We start from the raw sequence: 24,545 nt of genomic DNA, 5'->3' as shown, positions 1-24,545 counted from the left end.
AATCAGGAAGAGGTTAAAAATGAATAAATCCGTATTTTTTGGTGCACTGACCGTGGCAAGCCTTGCCGCAGGTGTTGCCGCAGCAAGTACGTTGGATGACGTAAAAGCGCGCGGTAAACTAAACTGTGGCGTTACCACCGGCGTTCCGGGTTTTGGTGCTCCAGATGCGAACGGCGAATGGGCCGGCTTTGATGTTGCTGTTTGTCGCGCCGTTGCTGCGGCCGTTTTGGGCGATGGCACTGCTGTAGAATTTATCCCGACAACTGGTAAGACTCGTTTTACCGCGTTGGCTTCCGGCGAAATCGACATGTTGGCCCGTAATACAACATGGACATTCAGCCGCGATGTGGACCTGAAATTCGATTTCGCAGGTGTGAACTACTACGATGGTCAAGGCTTCATGATTCCAACAGCGCTGGGTGTTAGCTCTGCTAAGGAACTTGATGGCGCAACGGTTTGTATTCAAACTGGGACGACAACTGAGTTGAACTTGGCCGACTACTTTCGCGCCAACAATCTCTCATATGAGCCTGTGCCAATCGAAACAAACGCTGAAGGTCAACAACAGTACCTTGCGGGCGCTTGTGACGTTTACACAACGGACGCTTCCGCGTTGGCAGCGACTCGTGCAACCTTCGAAGCACCAAGCGAGCACATCGTCCTTCCTGAAATCATCTCCAAAGAGCCACTCGGTCCTCTTGTTCGCCACGGCGACAACGAATGGGCAGACATCGTTCGTTGGTCTTTGAATGCTTTGATCGCCGCTGAAGAACTCGGTGTGACTTCTGCAAACATCGAAGAAATGGAAGCAAGCACAACGAACCCAGAAATCGCGCGCCTTTTGGGCAAAGAGGGTAACCTCGGCGAAATGCTTGGTCTTGAAGCTGGTTGGGCCAAAGCGGCTATCATGGCTGGCGGCAACTACGGTGAAATCTTCGAGCAAACTATTGGTCAAAGCACACCAATCGGGATTGCTCGCGGCTTGAACGCACAGTGGACAAATGGTGGTCTGCTTTATTCCCCACCCTTCCGCTAGGGCTTACTAATAAAAGGGCGCGGTTCATTCCGCGCCCTTTTGACTATCTATAAGAACAATAACTAAACAAAAGGCTTAGGTTGTATGAGCGCAAATAATGCGCCGGAATGCCTAGCGACGACGGGGATATTTTCATGACAACAATAACCGACCCTCCTAAGGAGTCGTTTCGGCTATCTATGCTGATTTACGATACCCGATACAGGTCAATGACCATTCAAGTTGTTGCACTTCTCGGGTTCATGGCAGTGTTTGCTTGGCTCATTGGTAATACAGCGCAAAACCTTTCGGATCTCGGAAAAGAACCGTCGTTTACTTATTTGAACGACTCCGCAGGGTATGACATCAACCAACGGTTAATTGACTATACCTCCCGTGACAGCCATTGGCGCGCGGCGGGCGTGGGTCTTCTTAATACGTTGCTGATTGCGTTCCTCGGCTGTATCACAGCGACGATTATCGGTGTTTTTGTCGGCATCCTGCGCCTCTCGAACAATTGGATCGTTTCCAAAATCATGACGGTCTATGTCGAGACGTTCCGAAACGTCCCCGTCCTGCTGTGGATCGTGTTTACCATGGCGATCATGATCGAGACATTGCCCCAGCCTAATGATTTCAGAGGCGACAACGCGACCGCGTCTATGATTTTGAACGACACCGTCGCCATAACGAACCGGGGCATATATATGCCCGAACCCCTGTTCAGCAGAAGTTTGGGTGACGTCAGCGTTTTCGGGTTCTTGAATATTAGTTTGAACCTCGTCCTTATTGCGGCTGTTCTGATCGCCGGCATTGTTGCCTCCAAGAAAATCAAAGAGCGCGCAAATCGCATTCAAGAAGCGACGGGCATTCGACCAACCACTTGGTATCTGCGTTTGGGAGCGGTACTGCTTCCCGTGACGATCGTGCTTGTTGCTCTTGGTTTCCATCTTGGCTATCCGGCGCTAAAGGGCTTCAACTTCCAAGGCGGGACCCATCTACGCAACTCCCTGCTCGCGCTCTGGATTGCCCTCTCGCTCTACACCGCCGCCTTTATCGCCGAGATCGTTCGCTCGGGCATCATGTCTGTCTCAAAAGGGCAAAGTGAGGCCGCTGAGGCCCTTGGCATGAGTTCGAGACGCACCATGAGTCTGGTGATTTTGCCACAGGCGATGCGGGTGATTATCCCGCCAATGATCTCTAACTACTTGAATCTCACCAAGAACTCCTCACTCGCCATTGCGGTTGGGTACATGGATATTACCGCCACACTCGGCGGGATCACCATGAACCAAACGGGGCGCGAGCTTGAGTCCATCCTGCTTTTGATGCTGATCTATCTCACGATTTCCCTCAGCATTTCGGCCGTGATGAATTGGTATAATAACTCAGTTAAATTGGTGGAGCGGTAATATGCCAGAAGTTAGTTTTGTCCGCACAGAAATGCTCTCGCAGCAAGTCCCGCCCTCAACCATGGTTGGCCCAATCGGTTGGTTGCGTCAAAATCTGTTCAACGGCATTTGGAATTCGATCATATCGGTCCTGTTTCTCCTCGCCGTTGTATGGACGGTCCTCAACCTTCTTGGTTGGGGGGTTACGCCAACGTGGAACGCCAAGTCACTAACCGAATGCCGCGAGATCATCGGCGCGGGTGGGCATGGTGCCTGTTGGGGTGTGATCAACGATCGTTGGTTGCAGCTTCTTTATGGCTTCTATCCCCTAGACGTTGGCCTTCTGTCGTCCTTAAGCGGCGTTGATCCTGAGCTTATCAGCTCCGACCCACGTGCACATGTTGCGACCCCGATTGTGATGATCCTTGGCTACTGGCGTTTGAATTTGGCCTTGGTGCTGATGTTCGTTGGTCTGCTTCCGGTTCTTTCGGAAAAAGCACCGCGCAAGCTACTGATCGTGACGATGCTCTTCCCGTTTGTGGACGTATTCCTCATGTGGGGTGGCTCAATTTGGGGGCCGACGATGGCCTTTGCGGGCTTCGTTATTGGGTATTTGGTCTTCCACTATGTGCGCCCTCATACCGGCAGTTTGGTCGGGATTATATTGACCGCCGTGGTGCCAATCCTTTGGTGGCTATTTGCGGCTGGCCCCGTTGCGGGTGTCCTCGCAAGTGTAACGCCGGGGTTGGCTCTGGAAGCCGTTTCCAGCCGACAGTTTGGGGGCTTCGTTCTGTCGATCTCCATTGGGATCGTCGCGATCCTCGGGTCATTGCCGATTGGGGTTCTTCTTGCTCTGGGTCGCCAGTCTGACTTGCTGATCGTGAAGTCGATCTGCATCGGTTTCATCGAGTTTATTCGCGGTGTGCCTCTGATTACCCTCCTGTTTGTGGCCAACAACCTGCTCAATATCTTCATGCCTCCGGGTACGAACTTTGATGTTATTCTGCGGGTTATGATCATGGTAACGCTCTTTGCGTCGGCCTATATGGCCGAGGTTGTGCGCGGCGGGCTCGCCGCTTTGCCAAAAGGGCAGTACGAGGCGGCGGATGCTCTGGGACTTGATTATTGGAAGGCGCAACGGCTGATCATTATGCCGCAAGCGCTCAAGATTTCCATTCCGGGCATCGTGAGTACCTTTATCGGCGTGTTCAAAGACACGACGTTGGTTTCGATCATTAGCCTCATGGATCCCGTTGGCCTGTCCAGTGCGATCCGCGCAAACCAAGAATGGAACGGTATTGTGTGGGAGCTTTATGCCTTCATCGCGCTGCTTTTCTTCGTCGTTTGCTTTTCTATGTCCCGTTATTCCATGTTCTTGGAGCGCAAGCTCAAGACTGGCCATTAATAAGGAGTTCACGATATGTCTGAACTTGCTACTCAACGCCAAATTGATCGTTCCAAAATGCAGGTCTCTGAAGAGGTTGCGGTCCAAATCAACAATATGAACAAGTGGTACGGGAGCTTCCACGTGCTGCGCGACATCAACCTGACGGTCAATCAGGGCGAGCGTATCGTTATTGCGGGGCCATCCGGCTCGGGGAAATCGACGCTCATCCGCTGTATCAACCGTCTTGAGGAGCACCAAAAGGGCGACATTATTGTCGATGGAACCGAGCTCACGTCCGATCTCAAAAACATCGACAAAATCCGTTCCGAAGTGGGAATGTGTTTTCAGCACTTCAACCTTTTTCCGCATCTGACGATTTTGGAGAACTGTACCTTGGCTCCGATCTGGGTGCGCAAAACACCCAAAAAAGAAGCCGAGGAAATTGCGATGCACTTCCTTGAGAAGGTAAAAATCCCCGAGCAAGCCAACAAATACCCCGGCATGCTTTCGGGTGGGCAGCAACAGCGCGTGGCGATTGCCCGTTCGCTTTGTATGAAACCCCGCATCATGCTCTTTGACGAGCCAACCTCAGCTCTTGACCCGGAGATGATCAAAGAGGTTCTCGACACCATGATCGAGTTGGCCGAAGAAGGCATGACCATGCTGTGCGTGACCCACGAGATGGGCTTTGCCCGTCAGGTTGCGAACCGTGTGATCTTTATGGACGACGGTCAGATCGTGGAGCAAAACGAGCCTGAGGAGTTCTTCAACAATCCAAAATCCGAGCGCACGAAATTGTTCCTCTCCCAGATTTTGGGGCACTAAGGGTCCGTTTCGGCATCTTGGAAAACTTTAAAAACTTTAAATACCGGCTCTTTCTGAGGGCCGGTTTTTTAAATAACTCTACAATTCACGCGGAATTACGAAACCAAGTGGTTTACCTTTGTGGGGTCCGATTTCCCCGTCAAATTCCAGTACCGTCGTCGCGCCCGTGGGATAGTCATAGAACTTCGGATGGCGCGGCTCCTCCTCCACTAGGGTGGCCGCAAGCGCCGCAATCCCGGGATTATGCGCCAGCAGGAGAACCGTGCTTGTAGGGGCGGGCCTATGGGCCGCAAGGATCGCAAGTATGGCAGCGGGTTCCGCCAAATAGAGCGCGCGGGTAAACACCGGAACAAGGTTTCGCGACAGGTATGGCGCCAACCCGTCGAAGGTTTCGCGGGTCCGTTGGGAATCTGAAACCAGTGCCAAATCAGGCAAAAACCCTTTGTTCTCAAGCCAGAACCCGATCTTCGATGCAGAGGCACGGCCGCGCGGATTGAGGGGACGCGCATGATCGCTCGTCATTCCGTCCCAATCAGACTTCATATGCCGCATCAAAATAAGTTTCATTACCGTCCCTTTCGAAACGGCATCATAAGTGCATGAATGAAACCCTTGGGTTTCGCGTATTCCCCCAAAAGACCAATGCGCATACTCGTGTGACCATCCTTAGGCTGCGCAATATACGTTCCAAACAAACGGTCCCACACCGACAACGAAAACCCGTAATTGCTATCGGTTTCCTCGCGATAAACCGAATGATGAACACGGTGCATATCCGGCGTCACCAAAACTCGCCGTACAACGCGATCCAACGGAATCGGTAGACGAAGGTTTGCATGATTAAACATCGCGGTGCCATTTAGCAAAACCTCGAATAAAATCACGGCAACCGCCGATGGTCCAAACACATAGACCAGACCAATTTTAAATCCTGCTGAAAGGGCGATTTCCACAGGGTGAAATCGAATGGCCGTTGTGACATCCATTTCAGGGTCAGCATGGTGAACTTGATGAAAACGCCATAAAAACGGTACCTTATGGGTGATCAAATGCTGCAACCAGATAAAAAAGTCCAAGATAACGATGGCCAAAAGGACTTCGATCCACGACGGCAAAGTTGTGTGGTTGAACAGGCCAATACCGCGATGTGAAGCCTCAAGCGCGGCCCCAACGGCCAACAGCGGCACGGCAATTGCCATGATCCTGAGGGTTATCGAATCCAGAATAATCATGGCCCAATTGACCGGCCAACGCCCCAAGCGTGTACTGGGGCGGCGAGGGAGCATGGCCTCTGCGAGTGCCAGTACAACGAATAGACCGAGGAAGACGCCTAGTCTAAGGAAAGTTTCATTTTGCATATATCACGGTGCTCCGAAATTCGGCGCTGTTCAACGAAAACCTTACCCTTGCCGGATAATTGTACCCGCGCCATGTTCGGTGAACAGCTCAAGCAAACAGGCGTTTGGGGCGCGCCCATCCAGAATAACAGCCGCACGGACACCGGCCTGTAACGCCGCAAGCGCAGTTTCAGTTTTCGGAATCATCCCGCCCGCAATAATGCCAAGTTCAGTCAACTCATGAACATGGGCAGCCGTTAGCTCTGTCACAACCTCGCCCGATGCGTCTTTTACACCGGCGACATCGGTAAGGAGAAGGAGCCGGTCGGCTTTCAACGCTCCAGCGATTGCCCCCGCCGCCGTGTCGCCGTTCACATTGTAAGTCTCGCCAGTCCGACCCATACCAAGCGGCGCAATAACGGGAATCATATCCGCCTCAAACAAGGTCTTAAGGACGGCTGGGTTCATTTCGACAGGCGTACCGACGAATCCAAGTTTCGCATCCGTCTGCTCACAAATCATCAAGTTGGCGTCTTTGCCCGAAAGTCCGACAGCGCGGCCCCCTTGCGCATTGATCGCCTGAACGATCCGCTTGTTTACCCGACCAGAAAGCACCATTTCGACAACTTCAACTGTAGCCGCATCCGTTACACGTTTGCCGCCGACGAACTCGGATTGAATGTCGAGTTTGCTGAGCATTTCGTTAATCATCGGACCGCCACCGTGCACGACGACAGGGTTCACGCCAACTTGCTGCATCAAAACGACGTCGCGCGCAAAGCTATCCATCGCCTCGTCGCTGCCCATTGCATGTCCACCGAACTTTATGACAACCGTAGCGCCATCATACCGCTGCAAGAAAGGCAGGGCTTGAGAAAGTGTACGGGCGGTTGCAATCCAGTCTTTGTTCATCGCATCTTGTTTCTTCATGAGCTCATCCTAAGGTTCACCCTTATTGGTAGTGGGTGAACGCGGGTTATCCAAGGTTGGAAAATGGGCAATGTTTAGATGAGCGTTGCAATGATAGACCGCAACTCAGAGATTCCATGACCTTTTTCCGAACTCGTTAGGACAATCTCGGGGAAGGCCGCGGGATGTTTGGCTAGTGCGCCACGAACTTGCTCAATAACTTTGTCCAGATCCGCCTTGCTGGGTTTATCAATTTTGGTCAAAACACATTGAAACGTGACAGCAGAGCGATCAAGAAGAGACATGATTTCTTCGTCGACAACCTTGACGCCATGTCGCGCGTCAACCAGCACAAAAGCGCGGCGCAGATTGGCGCGACCTGAAAGATATGCCTTAAGAAGGCGCTGCCATTTTGCGACGATGGCGACGGGTGCGTTGGCGTACCCATATCCGGGCAAATCGACAAGATAATGGCTGTCTGCCGCGGTGAAAAAGTTGATTTCCTGTGTACGACCGGGGGTGTTTGACGCACGCGCAAGGGCCTTGCGGCCTGTTACAGCATTGATAAGGCTAGACTTCCCGACGTTGGAACGGCCCGCAAAACAAACTTCCAGAAGGTCACCGGGAGGCATGCCGTCCATCTCGACGACGCCCTTTAGGAACTCGGTCTCTCCTGCAAAAAGCATGCGCCCTTTTTCGGCGGATTCAGCATCGGGGGTTTCTACGATTGAAAACGTTTGTGTCATATTGCGATCTCCACAGTGTCGCCGATGGTAACAGTGCCGCCGGTGGACACTTGGGCAAAAACGCCGAAATCCCGGTGATCCCAGTTTTCGTGCAAAGCCCCGAGCGTATCGACATCGCGCAGGCCCGTCTCTGGATCTACCTCAGTTGCCCGACATCGCGTAATGTGTTGCGTAACGTCAAGCTCAACTGAACCGAAAGATACCTTTTGACCGATCCATTCGCGCTCCGCCCAAGCGGGCAATCCATCGATCCAAAAATTCCCGCGAAAGCGCCGCGGGTCCAATGTTGTTCCTAACTTATCAGACAGCGCGCGCAAAGAGGCAAGATTTAGAATCGAAACCCATGGTTTGGATTGATCCGTCAAACCCTGAGCTGTGGCCCGCAAAAGGCCTGTTGGCGCGGGGCGTTCAGGTGGCAACAAAGGGGTAACCCATTCCAAAAATGCGGCAGGGTTATCGTCGGGCCGGAATTGAATATTTTCGCGGTCAGGATGCGAAAGCGTGATCTCTTCGGATTTGCTATCAAACTGGGCATCAATGGCCATAAGGCTTGGATAGCTTGCACCACGCGTAAAGTTTCGGCACGACACCCATGTTCCGCCGTCCGTTTTTGCTGCACTATGCGGTACAGCCCAAACACGATCCCACGGCAGAGTCTTCCCTGCCAAGAGATCAACACACTCTAGGTGTTCGGCCCCATGCGCCTTGATTGGATGACGCCAAATTTGAGCGACAAAGGGGGCCGAATGGTTCACTTCGCGTCCGACTTCTTGCGTTTCAATCCGGAGATGATGTTGCCAAAAACATCCGGTTTAACACCTTGGCTGCGCATGATGAGATACTGTTGCGTAAAAGTGATCATGTTGTTTGCAATCCAGTAGATAACAAGTCCGGCGGCAAAATTTCCCAACATAAACATGAAGACCCACGGCATCCATGCCATGACCATTGCTTGAGTTGGCTCGGTGGGGGCTGGATTGAGCTTCTGTTGAAGCCACATTGAGATGCCAAGAATAATTGGCAAGATTCCGAGGGAAATAATCGCAAAAATACTTCCAGCTTCGGGCGTCGCGTAGGGCAAAAGACCAAACAAGTTCAGGATTGAACTGGGATCAGGCTCGGAAAGATCGTTGACCCAACCAAACCAAGGCGCGTGGCGTAGGAGGATGGTTACAAAAATCACCTTGTAGAGCGAAAAGAAAATTGGAATTTGCAGCAAGATTGGCAAACAGCCTGAGGCGGGATTTGCCTTCTCTTTCTTATAAAGAGCCATCATTTCTTGCTGGAGTTTTTGTTTATCATCTCCCGCGTTCTTTTTGATTATTTCCATTTCTGGCTGAAGTTTTTTCATCTTGGCCATGGAAACGTAAGACTTGTAGGCAAGCGGGAAGAGCATTGCCTTGATGATCAAAGTCAAAACGATGATCGACCAGCCCATGTTACCGATAAATCCGTAAATTGTGTAAAGGAGCCAGAACATTGGTTTGGTGATCATGGAGAACACGCCCCAATCGATTGAATCGATGAAGCGCTCGACGGCTTCGTCGCGTTCGTAATGCTTGATCAGCGACCATTCTTTTGCGCCCGCAAAGAGGCGGCTATCGTTCAGGATAGTGCCACCGGGGGAAACTTCCATAACTGGAAAACGCGCCTCGGCCGTATAAACGTCTTGGCTCTCAATGTATTTTGCAACAGATGTGAAGGGTTGGCCCTGTTCAGGAATGAGCGTTGTCATCCATTCCTTACCTGTGAAGCCAATCCAGCCACTTTCCACGACATCTTGCTTGTCTACTCGCGCTCTCTCTTGCTCCGAATAGTCCATGTCAGGCATTTTTTTGTATTTGTTTTTTGTCAGATGGCCGTCCGACATGCGAATGGCGCCTTCATGTAGGATGAAAAAGCCAATTTGATCAGGCGTGCCGTGCTGGGCGATCATGCCGTAAGGATAGAGGCGCTGGGATGTTGTTGTATTATTGGTGACGGATTGTTCGATGGAGAAGAGGAAGTCTTTGTCGATTGAAACTTTTTGCTTAAACAAAAGCCCCTGACCATTGTCCCAAGCGAGCGTAATCGGCGTTTCTGGAGTGAGGATCTTTCCTTCGGACAGTGACCAAATTGTACCGCGATTAGGCACGAGTTTTGGATCCATTCCGCCAGCGGGCCCCCAGCCATAGAGCGCATAATACGCATGCTCTTCACCTTCGGGGCGAAGGACTTGAACAAGGTCTGAATCGGGGTCAAGATCAACGGTGTAGTCTTTTAGGGAAAGACTATCGATCCGCCCACCGCGTGTGGAAATTGAGCCAACGACACGGTCTGTTTCAATTGGAATCCTTTGTTCTTCAACCGACTGTTCTATGGTCTCGGCTACAACCTCGGTTGCCGGAACAAGTGAAGTTGCCGGCGGCATTAAGTCCCCATCATTGGCAGTGATTGCCCCGGCCTCAGGGTCTACAAGCGGTGTTGACTGAGGCGCTATGAACGACCAGCCAATAAGCACAAGGAGGCTTAAAGCGATTGCAAGGATTAGGTTCTTATTCTGATCGTCCATTGGACCCGCCATTTTCCGGAAAAAACACAGTCAGGTTCAACCCGTCTAAGCGGAAAAGGTCAAGGGGAAACCCCTGTTATTTGTGAGGATCGGGTATGTTTACCCTTGTTTGCGGCCAATGGCAGGTGTTTGGGTTAGTTTTCCCGCATGCTTTTCCATCCAAAGCACTGTTTCAGAAAGGGGCATCGGGCGGCCGATACCAAAGCCCTGAACATGCCCGCAACCAAGTTGCGAAAGTGTCGCATGTTCTCCGACACTTTCTACACCTTCAGCGAGGGTCTCGATTTCGAGTCTCTCGGCCATTGTAAGAATTGCGGAGACCATTCGGTTTTGTTCAGGGTCGACGTCGACTTTCGTTACAAAAGATCTGTCTATTTTTATGCGGTTGATTGCAAAACGGCGAATATTTGCAATGGAAGCGTGGCCGGTGCCGAAATCGTCGAGGTCAATCCCGCATCCAAGTTTGGAGAGGCCGCTTATGTTGCGGGTAATTGTATCATCGTCCGAACCAGCGACAACAGATTCTAGGATTTCGACAGACAGGCGATCAGCGGTCATGTCAAAACGATCCAACTCCCAGCGTATTTTCTCTACAAGTTTGGGGTTCCGGAGCTCTTCGGATGAGAAGTTTACGCCAACACTTGGAATGTGAATGCCCGTTTGGTCCCAGCTGCGAAGGGCAGATAGGGCGTGGAACAGAATTATTTCACTAAGGCGTTCGGACAATCCAGCTTGTTGAATTGCGGGAAGAAATTCTGCAGGGGAGACAATACCTCTGGTTGGGTGGCTCCAGCGTGCAAGAGCTTCAAATCCAGAAATTTCTCCCGTGTCAGTTGATACCTGTGGTTGAAACCATGGTTGAATTTGACCCGCTTCTAAAGCAGCCCCAACTTCGCCAATAAGCGCGGACTGGTCCTCTGCCTTTTTCTTCATTTCGGGTGAAAAAGCTCGTAGCCCTCCCGGGCCGTGTCGCCTTGCTTCGAAGAGAGCGCATTCAGCGGCTTCAAGCATTGCGGACCCCGAACGGATGGACGTCCGCGTCGAAAGGCAGAAACCAATTGATGCGGTGAGATACACATTCGTCGCGTCGAGACTAAAGGGCTCGGCGATGGTCGATTGAATTCTAGACCCCATTTGTATGAGATTCTCTAAATCAGCGCGACGTATTGGGGCCACGGCAATCGAGAAACTACCACCATCAAGGCGCGCCATTACGTCATTACTGCGTAAGGCGCCCAAAATACGCTCGCTTGCGCGGACCAAAATGTCTTCCGCCGCCTTGCGTCCGAATCGATCTGTGAAGTCCCGAAAATCGTCCAGTTCCACCTGTAAACAGGCTGTCGAAAGACCGCTCTTGGGCTGGCTTTCCAAAGATGTGTCAAGCGCTCCCTCAACGGCGTCGCGTAAATGTAAGCCGGTTAACCCGTCACGCGCTTCGGGAGGGGGGATGCGCGCGGTGGCTCCTCCTACGAGGCCCAAGGCAGCGGGGAGCAAGAGCGCGACGACAAGCAGCGCGGACTCTCCTCCGAGCCAAAACGCCCCCAAAGTGATCGCTGGAAGGAAGGCTAGGATGTGCGGGCCGTTGATTGCACCACGAAATGACTTCACGTTTTCGTAGATCATTTGCCGAGACAACATAACAGTTTCCTTTTGAAACCCAGTATTGGGTGTGCACCGCGTTTGTGGTGCGTTCATTTGGAAACTAGCGGGTCACCTTTAGCGGACGGTTAACGTAAAATGGGGACTGAATTGCTTTTATCTACAATTGAATCTTTAGGCTCGACACTTCTACGCTCAAGACCCGCAAAATCGAAGAGGTTTGGATCCAACAAATGGGTTGGGCGCGCATTTGTTAAGGCCTTGAACATAACTTGACGCCGCCCAGGAGAATTTTTCTCCCAACCATCTAAAATTTGCTTGACTTGTTGACGCTGTAGCCCGTCTTGGCTTCCGCAAAGGTCGCAGGGAATGATTGGATAGGCCATCTTTTGTGCAAACTTCTCGCAATCCGCTTCTGAGACGTGCGCAAGGGGGCGGTAAACAAACAAATCCCCTTCTTCATTGACCAATTTAGGCGGCATGGTCGCCAAGCGCCCTCCGTGGAACAGGTTCATGAAAAAGGTTTCTAGGATGTCGTCGCGATGGTGCCCAAGTACAACTGCGGAGCAACCTTCTTCGCGGGCAACTCGGTACAGATTGCCGCGCCTTAAACGCGAACAAAGGGCGCAGAATGTCCGTCCGGCCGGCACTTTATCCATAACAATTGAGTAGGTATCTTGATATTCGATTCGATGCTCAACCCCCATCTTTTTCAGGAACTCTGGGAGCACTGTCGCGGGAAATCCGGGTTGGCCTTGGTCAAGGTTGCAAGCCAATAGGTCGACTGGCAGTAGGCCGCGCCACTTGAGTTCATGCAAAACCGCGAGCAGCGTGTAGCTGTCTTTGCCACCAGACAAACAGACAAGCCACCGTGCATCGCGTTCGATCATGCCGTATTGCTCGATCGCCTCGCGCGTCTGGCGCACAATACGTTTGCGTAGTTTCTTGAAACTAGCCGACTTGGGCGCACCGTAAAACAGAGGATGAATTTCGTCGTGCTCATCAAGCATTATCTGATTCTCTTTTTGATTTGGCCTTCGGCTCAGGAACGGGATCGTATCCGTCACTCCCAAAGGGATGGCAGCGGCCAATCCGTTTCGCCGCCAAATAGCTTCCCTTGAGGGCTCCATGTTTTTCCAAGGCTTCCAGCGCATAGGCAGAACACGTGGGTTGGTAGCGACAGTTAAAACCTACCCAAGGTGAAAAAACGGCACGGTAGGCGCGCACGGGTAGGGAGAGGATAAAGGCTATGGGGGTCATGACAGACCTGCCGAGGAATTAGGCTTTGGCGCGTGGAGTTTGCGAAGAGCAAATGCCAGATCCTCTTGCAGTGCTGCGAACGTGCGGGTTGTGGTCGCCCCTTGGCGACCGATCAGGACATAGTCCCAACCTGGCAGACCGCCGGACGTTAAGCCTGAGCGCGCTACTTCACGCAGCCGACGCTTAGCACGGTTGCGTAGCACGGCATTGCCGACTTTTTTAGAACAGGTATACCCAATTCTAATGTCTTCAGAGTTCACGGCGGCATCACTCTCGTCACGCTTGCGCGCTTGGAGAATAAACCCAGCCGTTGCCTGACGCTTCGCGCGGGCGGCTTTTAAGAAGTCGGGTCGGTTTTTTAGAGTGAGCAACATAGTGACCTTAATCCGAGTCGTCGCAAAAGGAGGACTGACCCACAGATAAGCTGTTTTCACTGGATCGAAAAGGGGGAGGCAATAGACAAACGAAAACCGCCGGGAACCCAAGGTTCCGGCGGTAACGAACTAAAAGGCCCAATGACGAGCCCAAGCCAAAGCCTAAACGCTTATGCGCTCAAGGATTTCCGGCCCTTCGCACGACGTGCGTTCAGAATATTGCGGCCCGCTTTTGTTGCCATACGCGACCGGAAGCCGTGGCGGTGTTTGCGAACTAGGTTCGATGGTTGAAAGGTGCGTTTCATCGCCCGTCTCCGTTATGTTGCCTGCGAATCCTTGGCGCCCCGAAGAGCGGAATCGAAGAGAAATGTATCTCGAAGCCCGTTCTTTAGGGGTGTGCAACAAAGAAGTCAATTCTTGAAGGGAGGGTTTTTGCAACAAGGCGGTCGATTTTGCCGACGAATGTTACAAAGAGGCGCCCATAAGTTACAAACGGTACCCATCCCATCACTCAACATCAAGCAGACGTGATACCCCTATCGCTCAAACCCGATTGGCCACATGTTATGCGTCACAGGCGATTATAAAGGCGAAACGATGGTAGACAACTCTGTTCCGGTGACGCACCGATTTTTGCGTTTGATTCCCTTAGTGGTGATCTTGATTGTGGCCGTTTTGGGCGCCTTTCTATTGAGGGAGCAGTTGAGCTTTGAGGCGCTGCGCGCGAATCATGAAGCTTTGGTTGTTTTTCGCGATAACAATTTTATCCTAACGATGCTGGGGTTTATCACTATCTACACACTCATCGTCACGTTCTCCCTTCCCGGAGCGGGTATGTCTTCGATCACGGGTGGGTTCCTGTTTTCGCTATTCCCTGGTGTTCTTTTGAATATGACTGCTGCGACTATTGGCGCCACGCTCATTTTTCTCGCGGCGCGGTGGGGGATTGGCGCAACCTTGGCCGAGAAAATGGAGAACAGCTCAGGTGCGGTGAAGAAAATCAAAGATGGGATCGACGAAAATCAATGGTCCGTGCTCTTTGCGGTGCGCCTTGTGCCGATTTTGCCGTTTTTCCTCGTTAACTTGGTGCTGTCTTCGGTGGGGGTCCCACTCTACCGTTTCGTCATCTCAACCTTCCTTGGCATTATTCCAGGGGCACTGGTTTACACGTCGATCGGGGCAGGGGTCGGCGAAGTTCTAGCGCAGGGTGGCACCCCAGATTTCGGTGTCATCTTTGAGGCGCATATCTTGCTGCCCATTCTAGGACTTGCGGCTCTTGCGCTCCTTCCAATTGTATTGAAAGCTTTCAAAAAGGACCTCGTTCAATGAAACGTTTAGAAACAGATATTTGCGTTATCGGCGGTGGGTCAGGGGGACTTTCCGTTGCTTCTGGGGCTGTGCAGATGGGCGCGCGCGTCGTCCTTGTTGAAGGGCATAAAATGGGGGGGGACTGTCTGAATTACGGATGCGTACCCTCCAAGGCGTTGATTGCAGCAGGGAAGGCGGCTCATGCACAAACATCGGGCGCGCGCTTTGGTGTGATGCCCGTCCAACCACAAATAAATTATGCGGCGGCTAAGGATTTTGTTCACTCAGTTATCTCCACAATTGAACCAAACGATTCTGTGGAGCGCTTTGAAGGGCTGGGTGTGACGGTACTTTCGGAATTCGGAGAATTCATTTCGCCGACGGAACTACAGGCGGGTGACACCATTATCAAAGCACGTCGTTTTGTAATCGCGACAGGCTCCTCCCCCTTAGTACCGCCAATTCCGGGCCTTGATACTGTGCCGTACTTAACAAACGAAAGCCTTTTTGATTTGCGCGACCAACCCGAGCATTTATTGGTGATCGGAGGCGGTCCTATCGGTCTTGAGATGGCTCAAGCATATGCGCGATTGGGATCTAAAGTAACCGTCATCGAAGGGGCTAAAGCGCTGGGCAAGGATGACCCCGAGTTGGCGGAAATCGCCCTGAAGAACCTGCGGGCCGAGGGGATCATAATTGAAGAAAACGCACTCGTGTCGGAAGTGAGCGGAAAGGCCGGCGCGCTTGAAGTAACAGCAAAAGACGGGCGCGTGTTTAAGGGCAGCCACCTGCTCATGGCGGTTGGGCGCAAGGTGAATATCGAGCGTTTGAACCTTGAGAAGGCTGGTGTTGAAATGACGCGTTCGGGAGTGACCGTCGACGCGCAACTCAAAAGCAGCAACCGAAAAATCTATGCCATTGGCGATGTTGCTGGCGGCCTTCAGTTTACGCATGTTGCCGGATATCACGCAGGAGTCGTGATCAAATCGGCCCTCTTTGGCCTGCCCTCGAAAGCAAAAAACACCCACCTCCCTTGGGCGACCTATATTGATCCTGAATTGGCGCAAGTGGGCCTTTCCGAAGTGCAAGCGCGGGAAAAATATGGCGATAATGTCACCGTAATTCGATTTCCCTATAGCGAAAATGATCGCGCCATAACTGAAGGGAAAACTGAAGGGCTGGTTAAAGTAATGGTCGTGAAGTCGAGGCCGGTTGGGGCTTCGATTGTTGGCGCGCAGGCGGGCGAGTTGATCGGCACATGGGCGATGGCGATTGCAAATAACCTCAAAATGGGTGCGATTGCGGACACAGTTCTCCCCTATCCGACATTGGGGAGGTTAACAAACGTGTGGCGGGTGCCTATTTTAGCCCTATGATCTTTGAAAGCTCAAAGGTGAAACGCGTTGTGCGGCTAATTCAGCGATTTATACCCTAGGGTAAACGGGAAAAAGAATGAGAAAAAACAGCGTTCTTAACTCGCTTTCGGGGCGATTTCTGATTTTGACGGCTCTTTTTGTGATGCTGGCAGAAGTCATGATCTTTGTGCCGTCTGTCGCGCGCTTCCGAGAAGATTTTCTTTTACTCAAGTTGGAGAAAGCGCAAATTGCGTCATTGGCATTATTGGCTGATGACATGATTGATCCTGAACTCGAAAGCGAACTTCTTGCAAATGCTGGAGTTTTTAACGTGGTTTTACGGCGGGACGAGGTGCGCCAACTTATGTTGTCCTCCCCAATTCCCGCGCCGATTTACGAAACCTATGATCTTAGGGATGCATCGCCAGTAACTCTAATCCGTGACGCAATGGTACGTCTTTGGGATAGCGAAAATCGGGTGATACGTGTGATGGGTGAACCCGTGCGCGGCGCGGGTTTGTTGATCGAATTGACAACCGATACACAAGATTTGCGCGCAGCAATGCTGGCCTATGGCGTTAACATCCTGCTACTTTCCGCTGTAATCTCAGTATTCACCGCAATTCTTTTGTTTGTCGCCGTTCGGGGATTTCTTGTGGTGCCAATCAAACGTGTGGTGCGCCACATGCAGGCCTATGCCGCAGCGCCTGAGGACCCGCGGCACATTATCCAACCCAACGCGGGCGTGACCGAATTGCGTGAAGCCGAAGAGGCTTTGATGTCGATGCAAAACCAGCTTACGGGGGCCTTGAAGCAAAAAGAGCGTCTTGCCCAGCTTGGAAGCGCGGTCGCAAAAATTAGCCACGATTTACGCAATATTTTAACCACGGCCCAACTGTTTGCTGACCGTATGGAGGATTCCGACGATCCTGCAGTTAAACGAGCGGCTCCCAAATTGCTGAACTCGATTCGGCGCGCCGTGAACCTTTGTGAAACAACACTTGCCTTCGGGAAGGCCGAAGAAGCGCCCCCGGGTTTGCGGGATGTGAATTTATTTCAACTCGCAACTGACGTTGTCGAAAACGAGCGGTTGGCTTCGGGGGATACGTTGGTTTCCATTTCTGCGGACATGCCAGAAACCCTTGTTGTGAGAGCAGATCCGGAACAGTTGTATCGTGTGCTGTCGAACCTAACAAGGAACGGCCGACAGGCCATCGCCGGAACAGGTCTGGCGGGGAACGTCACCATCTCGGCTACCCAGAACGAAGAAAATTGGCTTATTGAGGTTCGTGACACTGGGCCAGGACTGCCACCCAAAGCGCGTGAACATTTATTTACGGCCTTTCAAGGAGGAATTCGCAAGGGTGGGACTGGGCTTGGGCTTGTGATCTCGGCTGAACTTATCCGCGGCCATGGTGGTCGGCTTGAATTGGCGCAAAGTGATTCTTCGGGTACATGCTTTTTAATCTGCCTTCCCAAGGTCGGGGGCGCAGCTGCTGCCTTATTCGGATGAGTAAATATGAAGTTTTTATGCACTTACAGTATTTGCTCAATTTTTTGATGTTTAGCCCTTGCAAACTTTAGCGGGCACAGCTAAATCACCCCTAATGCACCCGTAGCTCAGCTGGATAGAGTACCTGACTACGAATCAGGGGGTCAGAGGTTCGAATCCTCTCGGGTGCACCATTTTACTTTCCGACGAAGCTAAGAAGCGTAAGGCCTTGAACGGTAAGGTGGTTTCTGCGGTTCGAACACCCTTTTCTCGGTCAAAGCTCAAAGGCCTAGCGAAGGCTAGTCTGAGGACAGTTCGTTTGGCAAAGTGCCCACCTTTTTTCCATACGTCATGAGGGTTTGCGAGAAAACGCATCGAAAGTTCGAACATATCCTCAAATTTTTTATGTGGGACGGCAATTGTCTCGATCCTCTCTGCGACAAGCGCCCGTTCCGACTGCAATTCGACGATCTTCCTTTCATATGCGCGTACCGTCACATTCTCTTGAGTTTGAACAACCCGCCCTAGGAAAGCTTCAATTTCGCTTTCTATTTGACGAACTCGAGTTCGAAGTCGTTTGCTTTCTTCTTCGGTGTTCAAACACTGTTTGTGCCAAGCATCGGAAAACATTCTAGTCGCCAATTCATGTGTGTCTGACGTGGGCACCAATTGTGCGAGCAGGTTTTCAAATTGCATTTCAATTTTTTCGCGGTTAGTTGATTTTCCTCGTTCTGGGCATCCTTTGTGGTGGCATAGGTAATAGGGGTATAGTTTTCCTGTGCCGCTTCGCGACCAGCAAGAAGTCAAACTGTACCCACAATGCTCACACAGCAGGAACCCTCGAAGAGGGAAGTCTTTGTCGATGTCTTTTCGCGAAGGAGCAACCAGTTTTCTTTTGATGCGATCTTGGTTGATAAGGAACGTATCATAGCTGATTAGTGGTTCATGCTGGGCTTTGGTTAAAGGGATGCCCCAATCATCTTTTTGGAGATATTGGACCTGTCACGGTTTGATGCCGCTCCTTTGATAGCATTTACTGCAACAAAGGAGACTGAACATGGGACTGAAACGAACAGACGAATTTAGGGAAGATGCGGTGCGGATCGCACTGACCAGTGGGCTTACCCGAAAGCAAGTGGCTGATGATCTTGGTGTCGGTATGTCGACGCTGAACAAATGGATCACAGCGTACCGAGACACGTATGTGGTGTCGAAGGAGGATTTGGGACTGGCTCAGGAGAATGACCGGCTTCGACGTGAGAACCGTATTCTCAAGGAGGAAAGGGACATCCTAAAAAAGGCCACGGTGTTCTTCGCGAGCCAAAAGCCGTGAGGTTTAGGTTCATTCATTGCCCGGCAGTCGATATGCAGTATCGATGAGAGGGGAAGAACACCAATCTGCATTTTCCATTGGACGTATGTGCCATGTCAGGAATGTCAGCGCACGCGGCTTACGGGCGTTCCGTAACCGTCCAGCCAGTCGCAGGCAGCGGTCTGATATGGTCACGTTGGCCCACATCAAAGAACAATCCCGTCTCAGTCTTGGCAGCTATGGCAGGCCGCGCATGACTGAAGAACTGAAAGAAGTTGGTTTGGACATCGGGCATCGCCGCGTCGGCCGTTCTCCTCTCATTGATTGCTTTGCAATCAACTGCCGGTCAGTGGATGCGCCAGAACGGCATATCAGTGATCAGAACGCGGAAACACAAGGCAACGACGGACCACTGCCCGGCAGGGTATGCGCAGTATGCCCGAGAGGAGGCAATCATAAGTTCAACATCGCGCCTAACTTACTGGATCGGAACTTTGTCGCTGAGCAACCAAACCAGAAGTGGGCAGCTGACATCACCTATATTTGGACGCGAGAAGGCTGGCTCTATCTTGCTGTGATCTTGGATCTGCATTCGCGCCGAGTGGTCGGTTGGGCTCCCTCTCATCGATACTGCGTTTCGACTGTCGGGCAGTGGTTAGTAACCGAATGAAATGCGATCTGGCCATCCGGGCATTGAACATGGCAATAGCCTTTCGGGTACCACCCAAGGGCTGTATCCATCACACGGACCGGGGCAGCCAATATTGTTCCCACGATTACCAGAAGATTCTGCGCCTGCATGGCTTCAAGGTATCGATGAGTGGCAAAGGGAATTGCTATGATAATGCGGCAGTGGAAACGTTCTTCAAAACCATCAAAGCTGAACTGATCTGGCGCGACGCTTGGGAAACCCGCAGGCAGGCTGAGATGGCGATTTTTGAATACATCAATGGGTTCTACAATCCGCGACGGCGCCATTCAGCACTAGGATGGAAAAGTCCCGTCGCTTTCGAACGGAAAGTGGCTTAAACGAGCACTTGGGGCGGCACTAAAGCGCGACAGGTCCAGTCGCGATCAACCATCATCATTGGCACGGATGACCCCGAGAATGCGGCTCCTTTGAATTCTGTATCCACTTGCATTTCCGCGGCTTCCGAGAGGTCTTCGCGCAGATTTTCCAGACTCTGGGCGATTGTTCCGATCTCGTCGTGCCTATTTGCGAAAGGAATAGCACTCAATAGGTCATGGTTTGCTACCTGTTTCATCGAGTGCCCAATTGCAATGATCGGCCTCGAAATACCTCGAGCAACTAAAATGGAAATCAAGACGATCCCAATCATAATGATTGAGATATCCCTTATCATCTTCTTGCGTAGACTTGCCGCGGGAGCAAAGAGTTCAGAATTCGTCTGATCAGCTAAAAGTGCCCAATGGATATTTTTGAAAGTGAATCCCATGAAAGCTGTGTGGACAGGCACGCCGTTGGCTCGAACGCCGTTTATGAGCCCAGTATCTCCTTCCAGGGCCATTGAAATCGCGTCCATTTGGGGCGCTTCGCTTAGAATGTCTGCGGTTTCGGGAAAACGTGTATTACTGCGCAGCAAACCATCGCTACCGGCGATAAAAACTTCTCCGGTTTCTCCAAGGCCCATGGGCTGCTTCATTAAAGTGTCGATGCTTTCGGTGGAGAGTTGAAAAGCGAGTACGCCGAGTTTTAACCCGTTTGGGTCAATAATAGGCGCGGCAACAAAGCTCGAAGCCAGATTTTCGCGTGCGCCATATTCGTTAAGGCAAGAGCGGCGGTGTAAACTTCAGCGAGACCACTGTCGGCGAGAACGGGCCCTGATAATGTCTCAGCAAAATCGTTCCCCTTGCGGACAGAATAAATCACATTTCCATTGGTATCCAACAAATAGACGTCCTGATGCCCACCTAAGGTCATCAAGTCGCGAAAAAACTGATGATATTGCCCATGGGCAAATGCATAGAACGAACCGTCAAATGACTTGTCAAATAGATGACGTTCATCTGCGGGCTTCGGATTTTTCGTCACATAAATTTTCTGAAGGAAAGATTGCGGACTGCCCTCTATCTGTGAAAAGGCCAAAATTAGGTCTTTTGCTGCCGTTTGCGTTGTCGGACCACTCGTTTGCGAGAGCAGTTCCTTTTCGCCCCCTTCGTACCAGTCCAACAATCCGTTTCCACGTGTTTGCAGCGTGGCTGAAAGGCGGACTTGGGCCTGCTCACTCAAAATATCGCGCGCGCCTGAGTAGGCTGTAATGCCAGTGGTTGCGAGGCCGATCAGAGCCAAAGTCGAGAAAACTAGAGGGAGCTTAATTGAAAAAGGAATATTCCCAAAGAACTGCATTTTTTGCCTCGTAGTTTAAAGTTGCATTTGAATTTGGGTCACCTTGACGGCAAGATTTAAAAAAAAGATAACGTTTCTGGTGTGGGATCGGTTCTTAGATACAATTTTATCAACCATCCATTCAGGCGATTGTTTTTGCGCTTTGACTTCATTGGCTGGTCTCCGCACACTGATACACATAAAAATTCACATAATTTGCGGCGATGAACATGATCGGAAATATTCTTAATCTCAAACAACTCGAAGCCTTGGTTTGGGTTGCCGATCTGGGTAGTTTTCGAAAAGCTGCACATCATTTGAACACCACGCAACCGAATATTTCTTCTCGCATTGCTGGTCTTGAGCAGTCTTTTGGAATCAGTTTGATGTTGCGGGATGCCGGCTCAGTTCGAATGACCGCAAAGGGGGCGGTTTTCCTAACGCAGGCACGTGAAATCTTGCGTGAATCGGAAAAGTTAGTCGATATCGCATCGCGTCCCGATTTGGTTAACAACCGTTTGCGGCTTGGGGTGACGGAGCTTATCGCAGCGACGTGGTTGCGCCCCTATATGGTGCGCATGAAGGAAGCCTATCCCAATGTCTCGGTTGAGCTTACGGTCGATCTATCGTGGCAATTGGACAACGAATTATCCGCTGGATCGCTTGATCTTGCCATTCAGTCGGAACCCTTTGCGGCGCCGGTGAGTGGGAGTATTGAACTGGGAAGTTATGAGTACGTCTGGGTTGCAAATGCCGAAGTTGCGCGTCAAATCGGAGAGGGTGATGTTTCCCGTAAAGCTCTAATGAAGCACCCGATCTTGACACATACGCGCCAAACCCAAGCCTATCTTGAGTTGTCGGAAAGATTTGGTAATTCTGCGGGCGATGCGATGCGGCTCGCACCATCAAACAGTATGGCGGCGGCGGTGCATATGGCATTGGACGGTATGGGGATTGCAGTGTTGCCGAGGTCTGTGGTGGCAGCACAGTTAGCGGAGGAAACGCTGGTGGAAATCCACTATTCTTGGCGACCCAGCCCGTTGAAGTTTGCAGCGCGATTCCATGCCGAGAAAGCCACGCGGTTTGTGCGGCATGCCGCCGAAATAGCGGCAGAATGTGCTGCGAAATTCCAGAGGGGATGACATGGTCGCCAAAAGGCGGTCTAGGATAAATAAAATCTATCACCTGTATAGAATTAAATAATTTGCAACTATCTAATGTTGGGTCATATCCTCCCATAAAATATATGGGGTTATTGCATGCTAAAATCATCAAACCGGCTGGGCGTCGATATTGGCGGTACGTTCACGGATGTCGTTCTTGAGAAGGATGGGCAACAGTTTTCGGCCAAGGTTTTGACAACCTATTCTGCCCCCGAAAACGCGATTATCGACGGGTTGCATCAAGTGTGCAAAAAGGCGGGCATTGCCCCCGCTGATATTGGCCAAATCATTCACGGCACCACTCTGGCCACCAATGCGCTGATTGAACGACGGGGTGCCAAGACTGCGCTGATTACGACACAGGGATTTCGCGACGTCATCGAAATGCGCACCGAGTCTCGGTTTGAACAATATGATCTGAATCTATGCCTACCCGAGCCTCTCCTGCCGCGCCAAATGCGCTATACGGTTGAGGAGCGCATGGACGCCCGTGGCGAGGTGTTAATCCCGCTTGATCGATCCGAAGTTGAAGCCCTTGTCGACCAGATTATTGAGGCAGGGTACGAAAGCGTCGCGGTTGGCTTGATGCATTCATATTTAAATGACGCTCACGAGAAGATGGTGCGCGATGTGTTGGTTGCGAAAATGCCAGATGTTATGGTGTCGATCTCGTCCGAAGTGTCCCCGCAAATGCGTGAATATGAGAGGTTCAATACCGTCGTGGCGAACGCCTATATTAAACCTTTGATGAAGTCCTACTTGGGTCGCCTTGAGGGGCGTTTGCGCAGCGAAGGGGTGGATTGCAACATCTTCCTGATGCACTCGGGTGGTGGGATTATCTCTATTGAAAACGCCGCGGACTTTCCCGTGCGACTGGTCGAGTCAGGTCCAGCAGGGGGAGCGGTCTTCGCGGCGCATATTGCGGCGGGATATGGTCTGGATAAGGTGTTGTCGTTTGATATGGGCGGCACCACCGCCAAGATTTGTCTCATCAAAAATCAAACACCCAAGACTTCGCGCGTTTTTGAAGTGGCGCGGACCTATCGGTTTAAAAAGGGATCCGGCATGCCAATTTCGATTCCTGTGATTGATATGGTCGAGATCGGTGCGGGGGGCGGATCGCTCGCCCATGTGGACAGCATGCGCCAAATCCGCGTCGGACCAGAAAGCGCAGGATCAGAACCTGGACCAGCGTGTTATGGCCGTGGGGGAGCCAAGCCTGCGGTGACGGATGCTGATCTTGTGTTGGGCAAGCTGGACTCAAACAACTTTGCCGGCGGATCGTTTAAGCTCGACGTCAATGGCTCCGAGGCCGCCTTGATGGAAGTATTGGGGTCTGTGCTCGATATGGATGCCGCCACCGCCGCCTTTGGCCTTGCCGAAGTTGTCGACGAAAACATGGCGAACGCTGCGCGGGTGCATGCGGTTGAAAATGGCGAAGACTTGAGTGAGTACACGATGATTGCGTTTGGTGGTGCAGCTCCACTCCATGCAGGGCGCCTGTGTGAAAAGCTGGGTGTTGAGCGCCTTTTGGTGCCACCGGGTGCTGGGGTTGGTTCGGCGATTGGTTTCCTGCGCGCGCCCTTTAGTTTTGAAGCGAACCGTTCCGTTTATATGAAACTGTCGAGCTTTGATGGGGGCCGGATCAAATCCCTGCTTGAGGAGTTGCAATCCGAGGCCACTGGTTTTGTGCGCAATTGCGATGCCGAAGCGACGATCCTGCCCGAGTTCAAAGCCTATATGCGCTATACGGGGCAGGGCTGGGAAATCCCAATTATGTTGACGGCGGAACAAGCGGCCAATCCAGATATGGCCACGTTTGAGCGTTTGTTTGAGGAAGATTATACCAAACTGTTTGGCCGCACAGTCGAAGGTTTGGATATCGAAATCACGGTATGGTCGGTCAACGCGACGACCCCCCTGAACAGGTCGCGCGCGTGGCCACAGCCTCGCGTAAAGGGGACGCGCCCATCGCTGGCCGACGGCGCATATTTGATCCCGCACAAGCTGCCTTTATCGACAGCGCCGTCGTCATGCGGAGTGATATGGGAGAGGGGCAGGAGGCCCAGGGCCCCGCTGCCATTACCGAGGATGAAACCACCATTATTGTTCCGGCGTCCCGCCGCGCAATTCGCCAGCCTGATGGCTGTATCGACGTTATCGTGAAAGGCTAA

At 51.8% G+C, this 24,545-nt stretch carries 21 protein-coding genes, 1 tRNA gene and 4 pseudogenes; 11 read left to right on the top strand and 15 right to left on the bottom strand.

From position 1 onward, the window contains the following. Positions 1–19 precede the first annotated feature (19 nt). The 4 genes from RC74_RS04095 to RC74_RS04080 all read left to right on the top strand — a co-directional run bounded on the left by RC74_RS04095 (position 20) and on the right by RC74_RS04080 (position 4,618). Positions 20–1,036 carry an amino acid ABC transporter substrate-binding protein gene (locus RC74_RS04095; RefSeq protein ID WP_039004050.1) on the top strand — a complete coding sequence of 339 codons (1,017 nt, stop codon included), beginning with the start codon at positions 20–22 and terminating at the stop codon, positions 1,034–1,036. A gap of 134 nt (positions 1,037–1,170) precedes the next feature. Beyond that, complete coding sequence (locus tag RC74_RS04090) at positions 1,171–2,427, top strand: amino acid ABC transporter permease (RefSeq protein ID WP_039004082.1); 1,257 nt, start codon at positions 1,171–1,173, stop codon at positions 2,425–2,427. A gap of 1 nt (position 2,428) precedes the next feature. After that, positions 2,429–3,811, top strand: coding sequence for an amino acid ABC transporter permease (locus tag RC74_RS04085; protein WP_039004049.1), 1,383 nt, complete (start codon positions 2,429–2,431; stop codon positions 3,809–3,811). A gap of 15 nt (positions 3,812–3,826) precedes the next feature. Further along, the gene (locus RC74_RS04080; protein WP_039004048.1) at positions 3,827–4,618 is read left to right on the top strand and encodes an amino acid ABC transporter ATP-binding protein; all 792 of its coding nucleotides are present in this window, start codon (positions 3,827–3,829) and stop codon (positions 4,616–4,618) included. Positions 4,619–4,696: 78 nt separating this feature from the next. On the opposite strand, the gene RC74_RS04075 is transcribed toward RC74_RS04080, so the two are convergent. The 11 genes from RC74_RS04075 to rpmH all read right to left on the bottom strand — a co-directional run bounded on the left by RC74_RS04075 (position 4,697) and on the right by rpmH (position 13,699). Continuing rightward, positions 4,697–5,185, bottom strand: a complete 489-nt coding sequence (locus tag RC74_RS04075; RefSeq protein WP_039004047.1) for a SixA phosphatase family protein — start codon at positions 5,183–5,185, stop codon at positions 4,697–4,699. Next, a complete protein-coding gene (locus tag RC74_RS04070; protein WP_039004046.1) occupies positions 5,185–5,976 on the bottom strand; it encodes a sterol desaturase family protein in 792 nt (263 codons plus the stop codon). Before RC74_RS04070 ends, RC74_RS04075 begins: the two co-directional genes overlap by 1 nt. Before the next feature lie 42 nt (positions 5,977–6,018). Then, positions 6,019–6,885 carry an acetylglutamate kinase gene (gene argB, locus RC74_RS04065; protein WP_039004045.1) on the bottom strand — a complete coding sequence of 289 codons (867 nt, stop codon included), beginning with the start codon at positions 6,883–6,885 and terminating at the stop codon, positions 6,019–6,021. Positions 6,886–6,959: 74 nt separating this feature from the next. Beyond that, the gene (gene yihA, locus RC74_RS04060; RefSeq protein ID WP_039004044.1) at positions 6,960–7,610 is read right to left on the bottom strand and encodes a ribosome biogenesis GTP-binding protein YihA/YsxC; all 651 of its coding nucleotides are present in this window, start codon (positions 7,608–7,610) and stop codon (positions 6,960–6,962) included. After that, positions 7,607–8,365: an MOSC domain-containing protein gene (locus RC74_RS04055; RefSeq protein WP_052275084.1), complete on the bottom strand. Its 759-nt coding sequence runs from the start codon at positions 8,363–8,365 to the stop codon at positions 7,607–7,609. Before RC74_RS04055 ends, yihA begins: the two co-directional genes overlap by 4 nt. Next, positions 8,362–10,161: a membrane protein insertase YidC gene (gene yidC / locus RC74_RS04050; RefSeq protein ID WP_039004043.1), complete on the bottom strand. Its 1,800-nt coding sequence runs from the start codon at positions 10,159–10,161 to the stop codon at positions 8,362–8,364. The genes RC74_RS04055 and yidC overlap by 4 nt, the downstream gene beginning before the upstream one ends. 99 nt (positions 10,162–10,260) lie before the next feature. Further along, positions 10,261–11,799: a putative bifunctional diguanylate cyclase/phosphodiesterase gene (locus RC74_RS04045; protein WP_052275083.1), complete on the bottom strand. Its 1,539-nt coding sequence runs from the start codon at positions 11,797–11,799 to the stop codon at positions 10,261–10,263. An 89-nt stretch (positions 11,800–11,888) separates the two neighbouring features. Beyond that, positions 11,889–12,770, bottom strand: coding sequence for a tRNA 2-thiocytidine(32) synthetase TtcA (ttcA, locus tag RC74_RS04040; RefSeq protein ID WP_039004042.1), 882 nt, complete (start codon positions 12,768–12,770; stop codon positions 11,889–11,891). Beyond that, a complete protein-coding gene (gene yidD, locus RC74_RS04035; protein WP_039004041.1) occupies positions 12,763–13,020 on the bottom strand; it encodes a membrane protein insertion efficiency factor YidD in 258 nt (85 codons plus the stop codon). Before yidD ends, ttcA begins: the two co-directional genes overlap by 8 nt. Continuing rightward, positions 13,017–13,394 carry a ribonuclease P protein component gene (rnpA, locus tag RC74_RS04030; RefSeq protein ID WP_039004039.1) on the bottom strand — a complete coding sequence of 126 codons (378 nt, stop codon included), beginning with the start codon at positions 13,392–13,394 and terminating at the stop codon, positions 13,017–13,019. The genes yidD and rnpA overlap by 4 nt, the downstream gene beginning before the upstream one ends. 170 nt (positions 13,395–13,564) lie before the next feature. Then, a complete protein-coding gene (gene rpmH / locus RC74_RS04025) occupies positions 13,565–13,699 on the bottom strand; it encodes a 50S ribosomal protein L34 (RefSeq protein ID WP_039004038.1) in 135 nt (44 codons plus the stop codon). A 292-nt stretch (positions 13,700–13,991) separates the two neighbouring features. On the opposite strand from rpmH, the gene RC74_RS04020 reads away from it, so the two are divergent. The 4 genes and pseudogenes from RC74_RS04020 (at position 13,992) to RC74_RS04005 (ending at position 17,743) form a co-directional block, all read left to right on the top strand. Then, positions 13,992–14,723 carry a TVP38/TMEM64 family protein gene (locus RC74_RS04020; protein WP_039004037.1) on the top strand — a complete coding sequence of 244 codons (732 nt, stop codon included), beginning with the start codon at positions 13,992–13,994 and terminating at the stop codon, positions 14,721–14,723. Next, a pseudogene (locus RC74_RS04015) lies at positions 14,720–16,137 on the top strand (dihydrolipoyl dehydrogenase family protein). The gene RC74_RS04020 and the pseudogene RC74_RS04015 overlap by 4 nt, the downstream one beginning before the upstream one ends. 17 nt (positions 16,138–16,154) lie before the next feature. Next, complete coding sequence (locus RC74_RS04010; protein ID WP_039004035.1) at positions 16,155–17,570, top strand: sensor histidine kinase; 1,416 nt, start codon at positions 16,155–16,157, stop codon at positions 17,568–17,570. 96 nt (positions 17,571–17,666) lie between these two features. Continuing rightward, positions 17,667–17,743, top strand: a tRNA-Arg gene (locus tag RC74_RS04005). On the opposite strand, the gene RC74_RS21595 is transcribed toward RC74_RS04005, so the two are convergent. Together RC74_RS21595 and RC74_RS23685 are read right to left on the bottom strand one after the other, a co-directional pair. Beyond that, positions 17,706–18,179, bottom strand: coding sequence for a hypothetical protein (locus RC74_RS21595; RefSeq protein ID WP_156477411.1), 474 nt, complete (start codon positions 18,177–18,179; stop codon positions 17,706–17,708). The genes RC74_RS04005 and RC74_RS21595 overlap by 38 nt on opposite strands. A 111-nt stretch (positions 18,180–18,290) precedes the next feature. After that, positions 18,291–18,356: pseudogene (locus tag RC74_RS23685) on the bottom strand (hypothetical protein); the annotation flags it as partial. A 250-nt stretch (positions 18,357–18,606) separates the two neighbouring features. Here RC74_RS23685 and RC74_RS03995 point away from each other — a divergent pair. Next, positions 18,607–19,890, top strand: a pseudogene (locus tag RC74_RS03995) (IS3 family transposase). On the opposite strand, the gene RC74_RS03990 reads toward RC74_RS03995, so the two are convergent. Together RC74_RS03990 and RC74_RS03985 are read right to left on the bottom strand one after the other, a co-directional pair. Next, positions 19,887–20,525, bottom strand: coding sequence for a HAMP domain-containing protein (locus RC74_RS03990; RefSeq protein ID WP_082802185.1), 639 nt, complete (start codon positions 20,523–20,525; stop codon positions 19,887–19,889). The pseudogene RC74_RS03995 and the gene RC74_RS03990 sit on opposite strands and share 4 nt — an antisense overlap. A 50-nt stretch (positions 20,526–20,575) precedes the next feature. After that, complete coding sequence (locus RC74_RS03985; protein WP_039001023.1) at positions 20,576–21,229, bottom strand: hypothetical protein; 654 nt, start codon at positions 21,227–21,229, stop codon at positions 20,576–20,578. Positions 21,230–21,438: 209 nt separating this feature from the next. Here RC74_RS03985 and RC74_RS03980 point away from each other — a divergent pair, with 209 nt between their 5' ends. Both RC74_RS03980 and RC74_RS03975 read left to right on the top strand, forming a co-directional pair. Beyond that, positions 21,439–22,350, top strand: a complete 912-nt coding sequence (locus tag RC74_RS03980; protein ID WP_052274678.1) for a LysR family transcriptional regulator — start codon at positions 21,439–21,441, stop codon at positions 22,348–22,350. 117 nt (positions 22,351–22,467) lie between these two features. After that, positions 22,468–24,545, top strand: a pseudogene (locus RC74_RS03975) (hydantoinase/oxoprolinase family protein).

The organism is Falsihalocynthiibacter arcticus, assembly GCF_000812665.2.
GTDB lineage: Bacteria > Pseudomonadota > Alphaproteobacteria > Rhodobacterales > Rhodobacteraceae > Falsihalocynthiibacter > Falsihalocynthiibacter arcticus.
Note: the sequence above shows the minus strand (reverse complement) of the source record. Positions and strands in the feature narration are given on the sequence as shown.

Coding starts and splice junctions, on each gene's coding strand:
- RC74_RS04020 (WP_039004037.1), top strand. CDS start 13,992: ATGGTAGACAACTCTGTTCCGGTGACGCACCGATTTTTGCGTTTGATT.
- RC74_RS04080 (WP_039004048.1), top strand. CDS start 3,827: ATGTCTGAACTTGCTACTCAACGCCAAATTGATCGTTCCAAAATGCAG.
- yihA (WP_039004044.1), bottom strand. CDS start 7,610: ATGACACAAACGTTTTCAATCGTAGAAACCCCCGATGCTGAATCCGCC.
- RC74_RS04085 (WP_039004049.1), top strand. CDS start 2,429: ATGCCAGAAGTTAGTTTTGTCCGCACAGAAATGCTCTCGCAGCAAGTC.
- RC74_RS04010 (WP_039004035.1), top strand. CDS start 16,155: ATGAGAAAAAACAGCGTTCTTAACTCGCTTTCGGGGCGATTTCTGATT.
- RC74_RS21595 (WP_156477411.1), bottom strand. CDS start 18,179: ATGTTTTCCGATGCTTGGCACAAACAGTGTTTGAACACCGAAGAAGAA.
- rpmH (WP_039004038.1), bottom strand. CDS start 13,699: ATGAAACGCACCTTTCAACCATCGAACCTAGTTCGCAAACACCGCCAC.
- argB (WP_039004045.1), bottom strand. CDS start 6,885: ATGAAGAAACAAGATGCGATGAACAAAGACTGGATTGCAACCGCCCGT.
- RC74_RS03985 (WP_039001023.1), bottom strand. CDS start 21,229: ATGCAGTTCTTTGGGAATATTCCTTTTTCAATTAAGCTCCCTCTAGTT.
- RC74_RS03980 (WP_052274678.1), top strand. CDS start 21,439: ATGATCGGAAATATTCTTAATCTCAAACAACTCGAAGCCTTGGTTTGG.
- RC74_RS04095 (WP_039004050.1), top strand. CDS start 20: ATGAATAAATCCGTATTTTTTGGTGCACTGACCGTGGCAAGCCTTGCC.
- RC74_RS03990 (WP_082802185.1), bottom strand. CDS start 20,525: ATGAAGCAGCCCATGGGCCTTGGAGAAACCGGAGAAGTTTTTATCGCC.
- yidC (WP_039004043.1), bottom strand. CDS start 10,161: ATGGACGATCAGAATAAGAACCTAATCCTTGCAATCGCTTTAAGCCTC.
- RC74_RS04090 (WP_039004082.1), top strand. CDS start 1,171: ATGACAACAATAACCGACCCTCCTAAGGAGTCGTTTCGGCTATCTATG.
- RC74_RS04075 (WP_039004047.1), bottom strand. CDS start 5,185: ATGAAACTTATTTTGATGCGGCATATGAAGTCTGATTGGGACGGAATG.
- RC74_RS04045 (WP_052275083.1), bottom strand. CDS start 11,799: ATGTTGTCTCGGCAAATGATCTACGAAAACGTGAAGTCATTTCGTGGT.
- ttcA (WP_039004042.1), bottom strand. CDS start 12,770: ATGCTTGATGAGCACGACGAAATTCATCCTCTGTTTTACGGTGCGCCC.
- rnpA (WP_039004039.1), bottom strand. CDS start 13,394: ATGTTGCTCACTCTAAAAAACCGACCCGACTTCTTAAAAGCCGCCCGC.
- RC74_RS04070 (WP_039004046.1), bottom strand. CDS start 5,976: ATGCAAAATGAAACTTTCCTTAGACTAGGCGTCTTCCTCGGTCTATTC.
- yidD (WP_039004041.1), bottom strand. CDS start 13,020: ATGACCCCCATAGCCTTTATCCTCTCCCTACCCGTGCGCGCCTACCGT.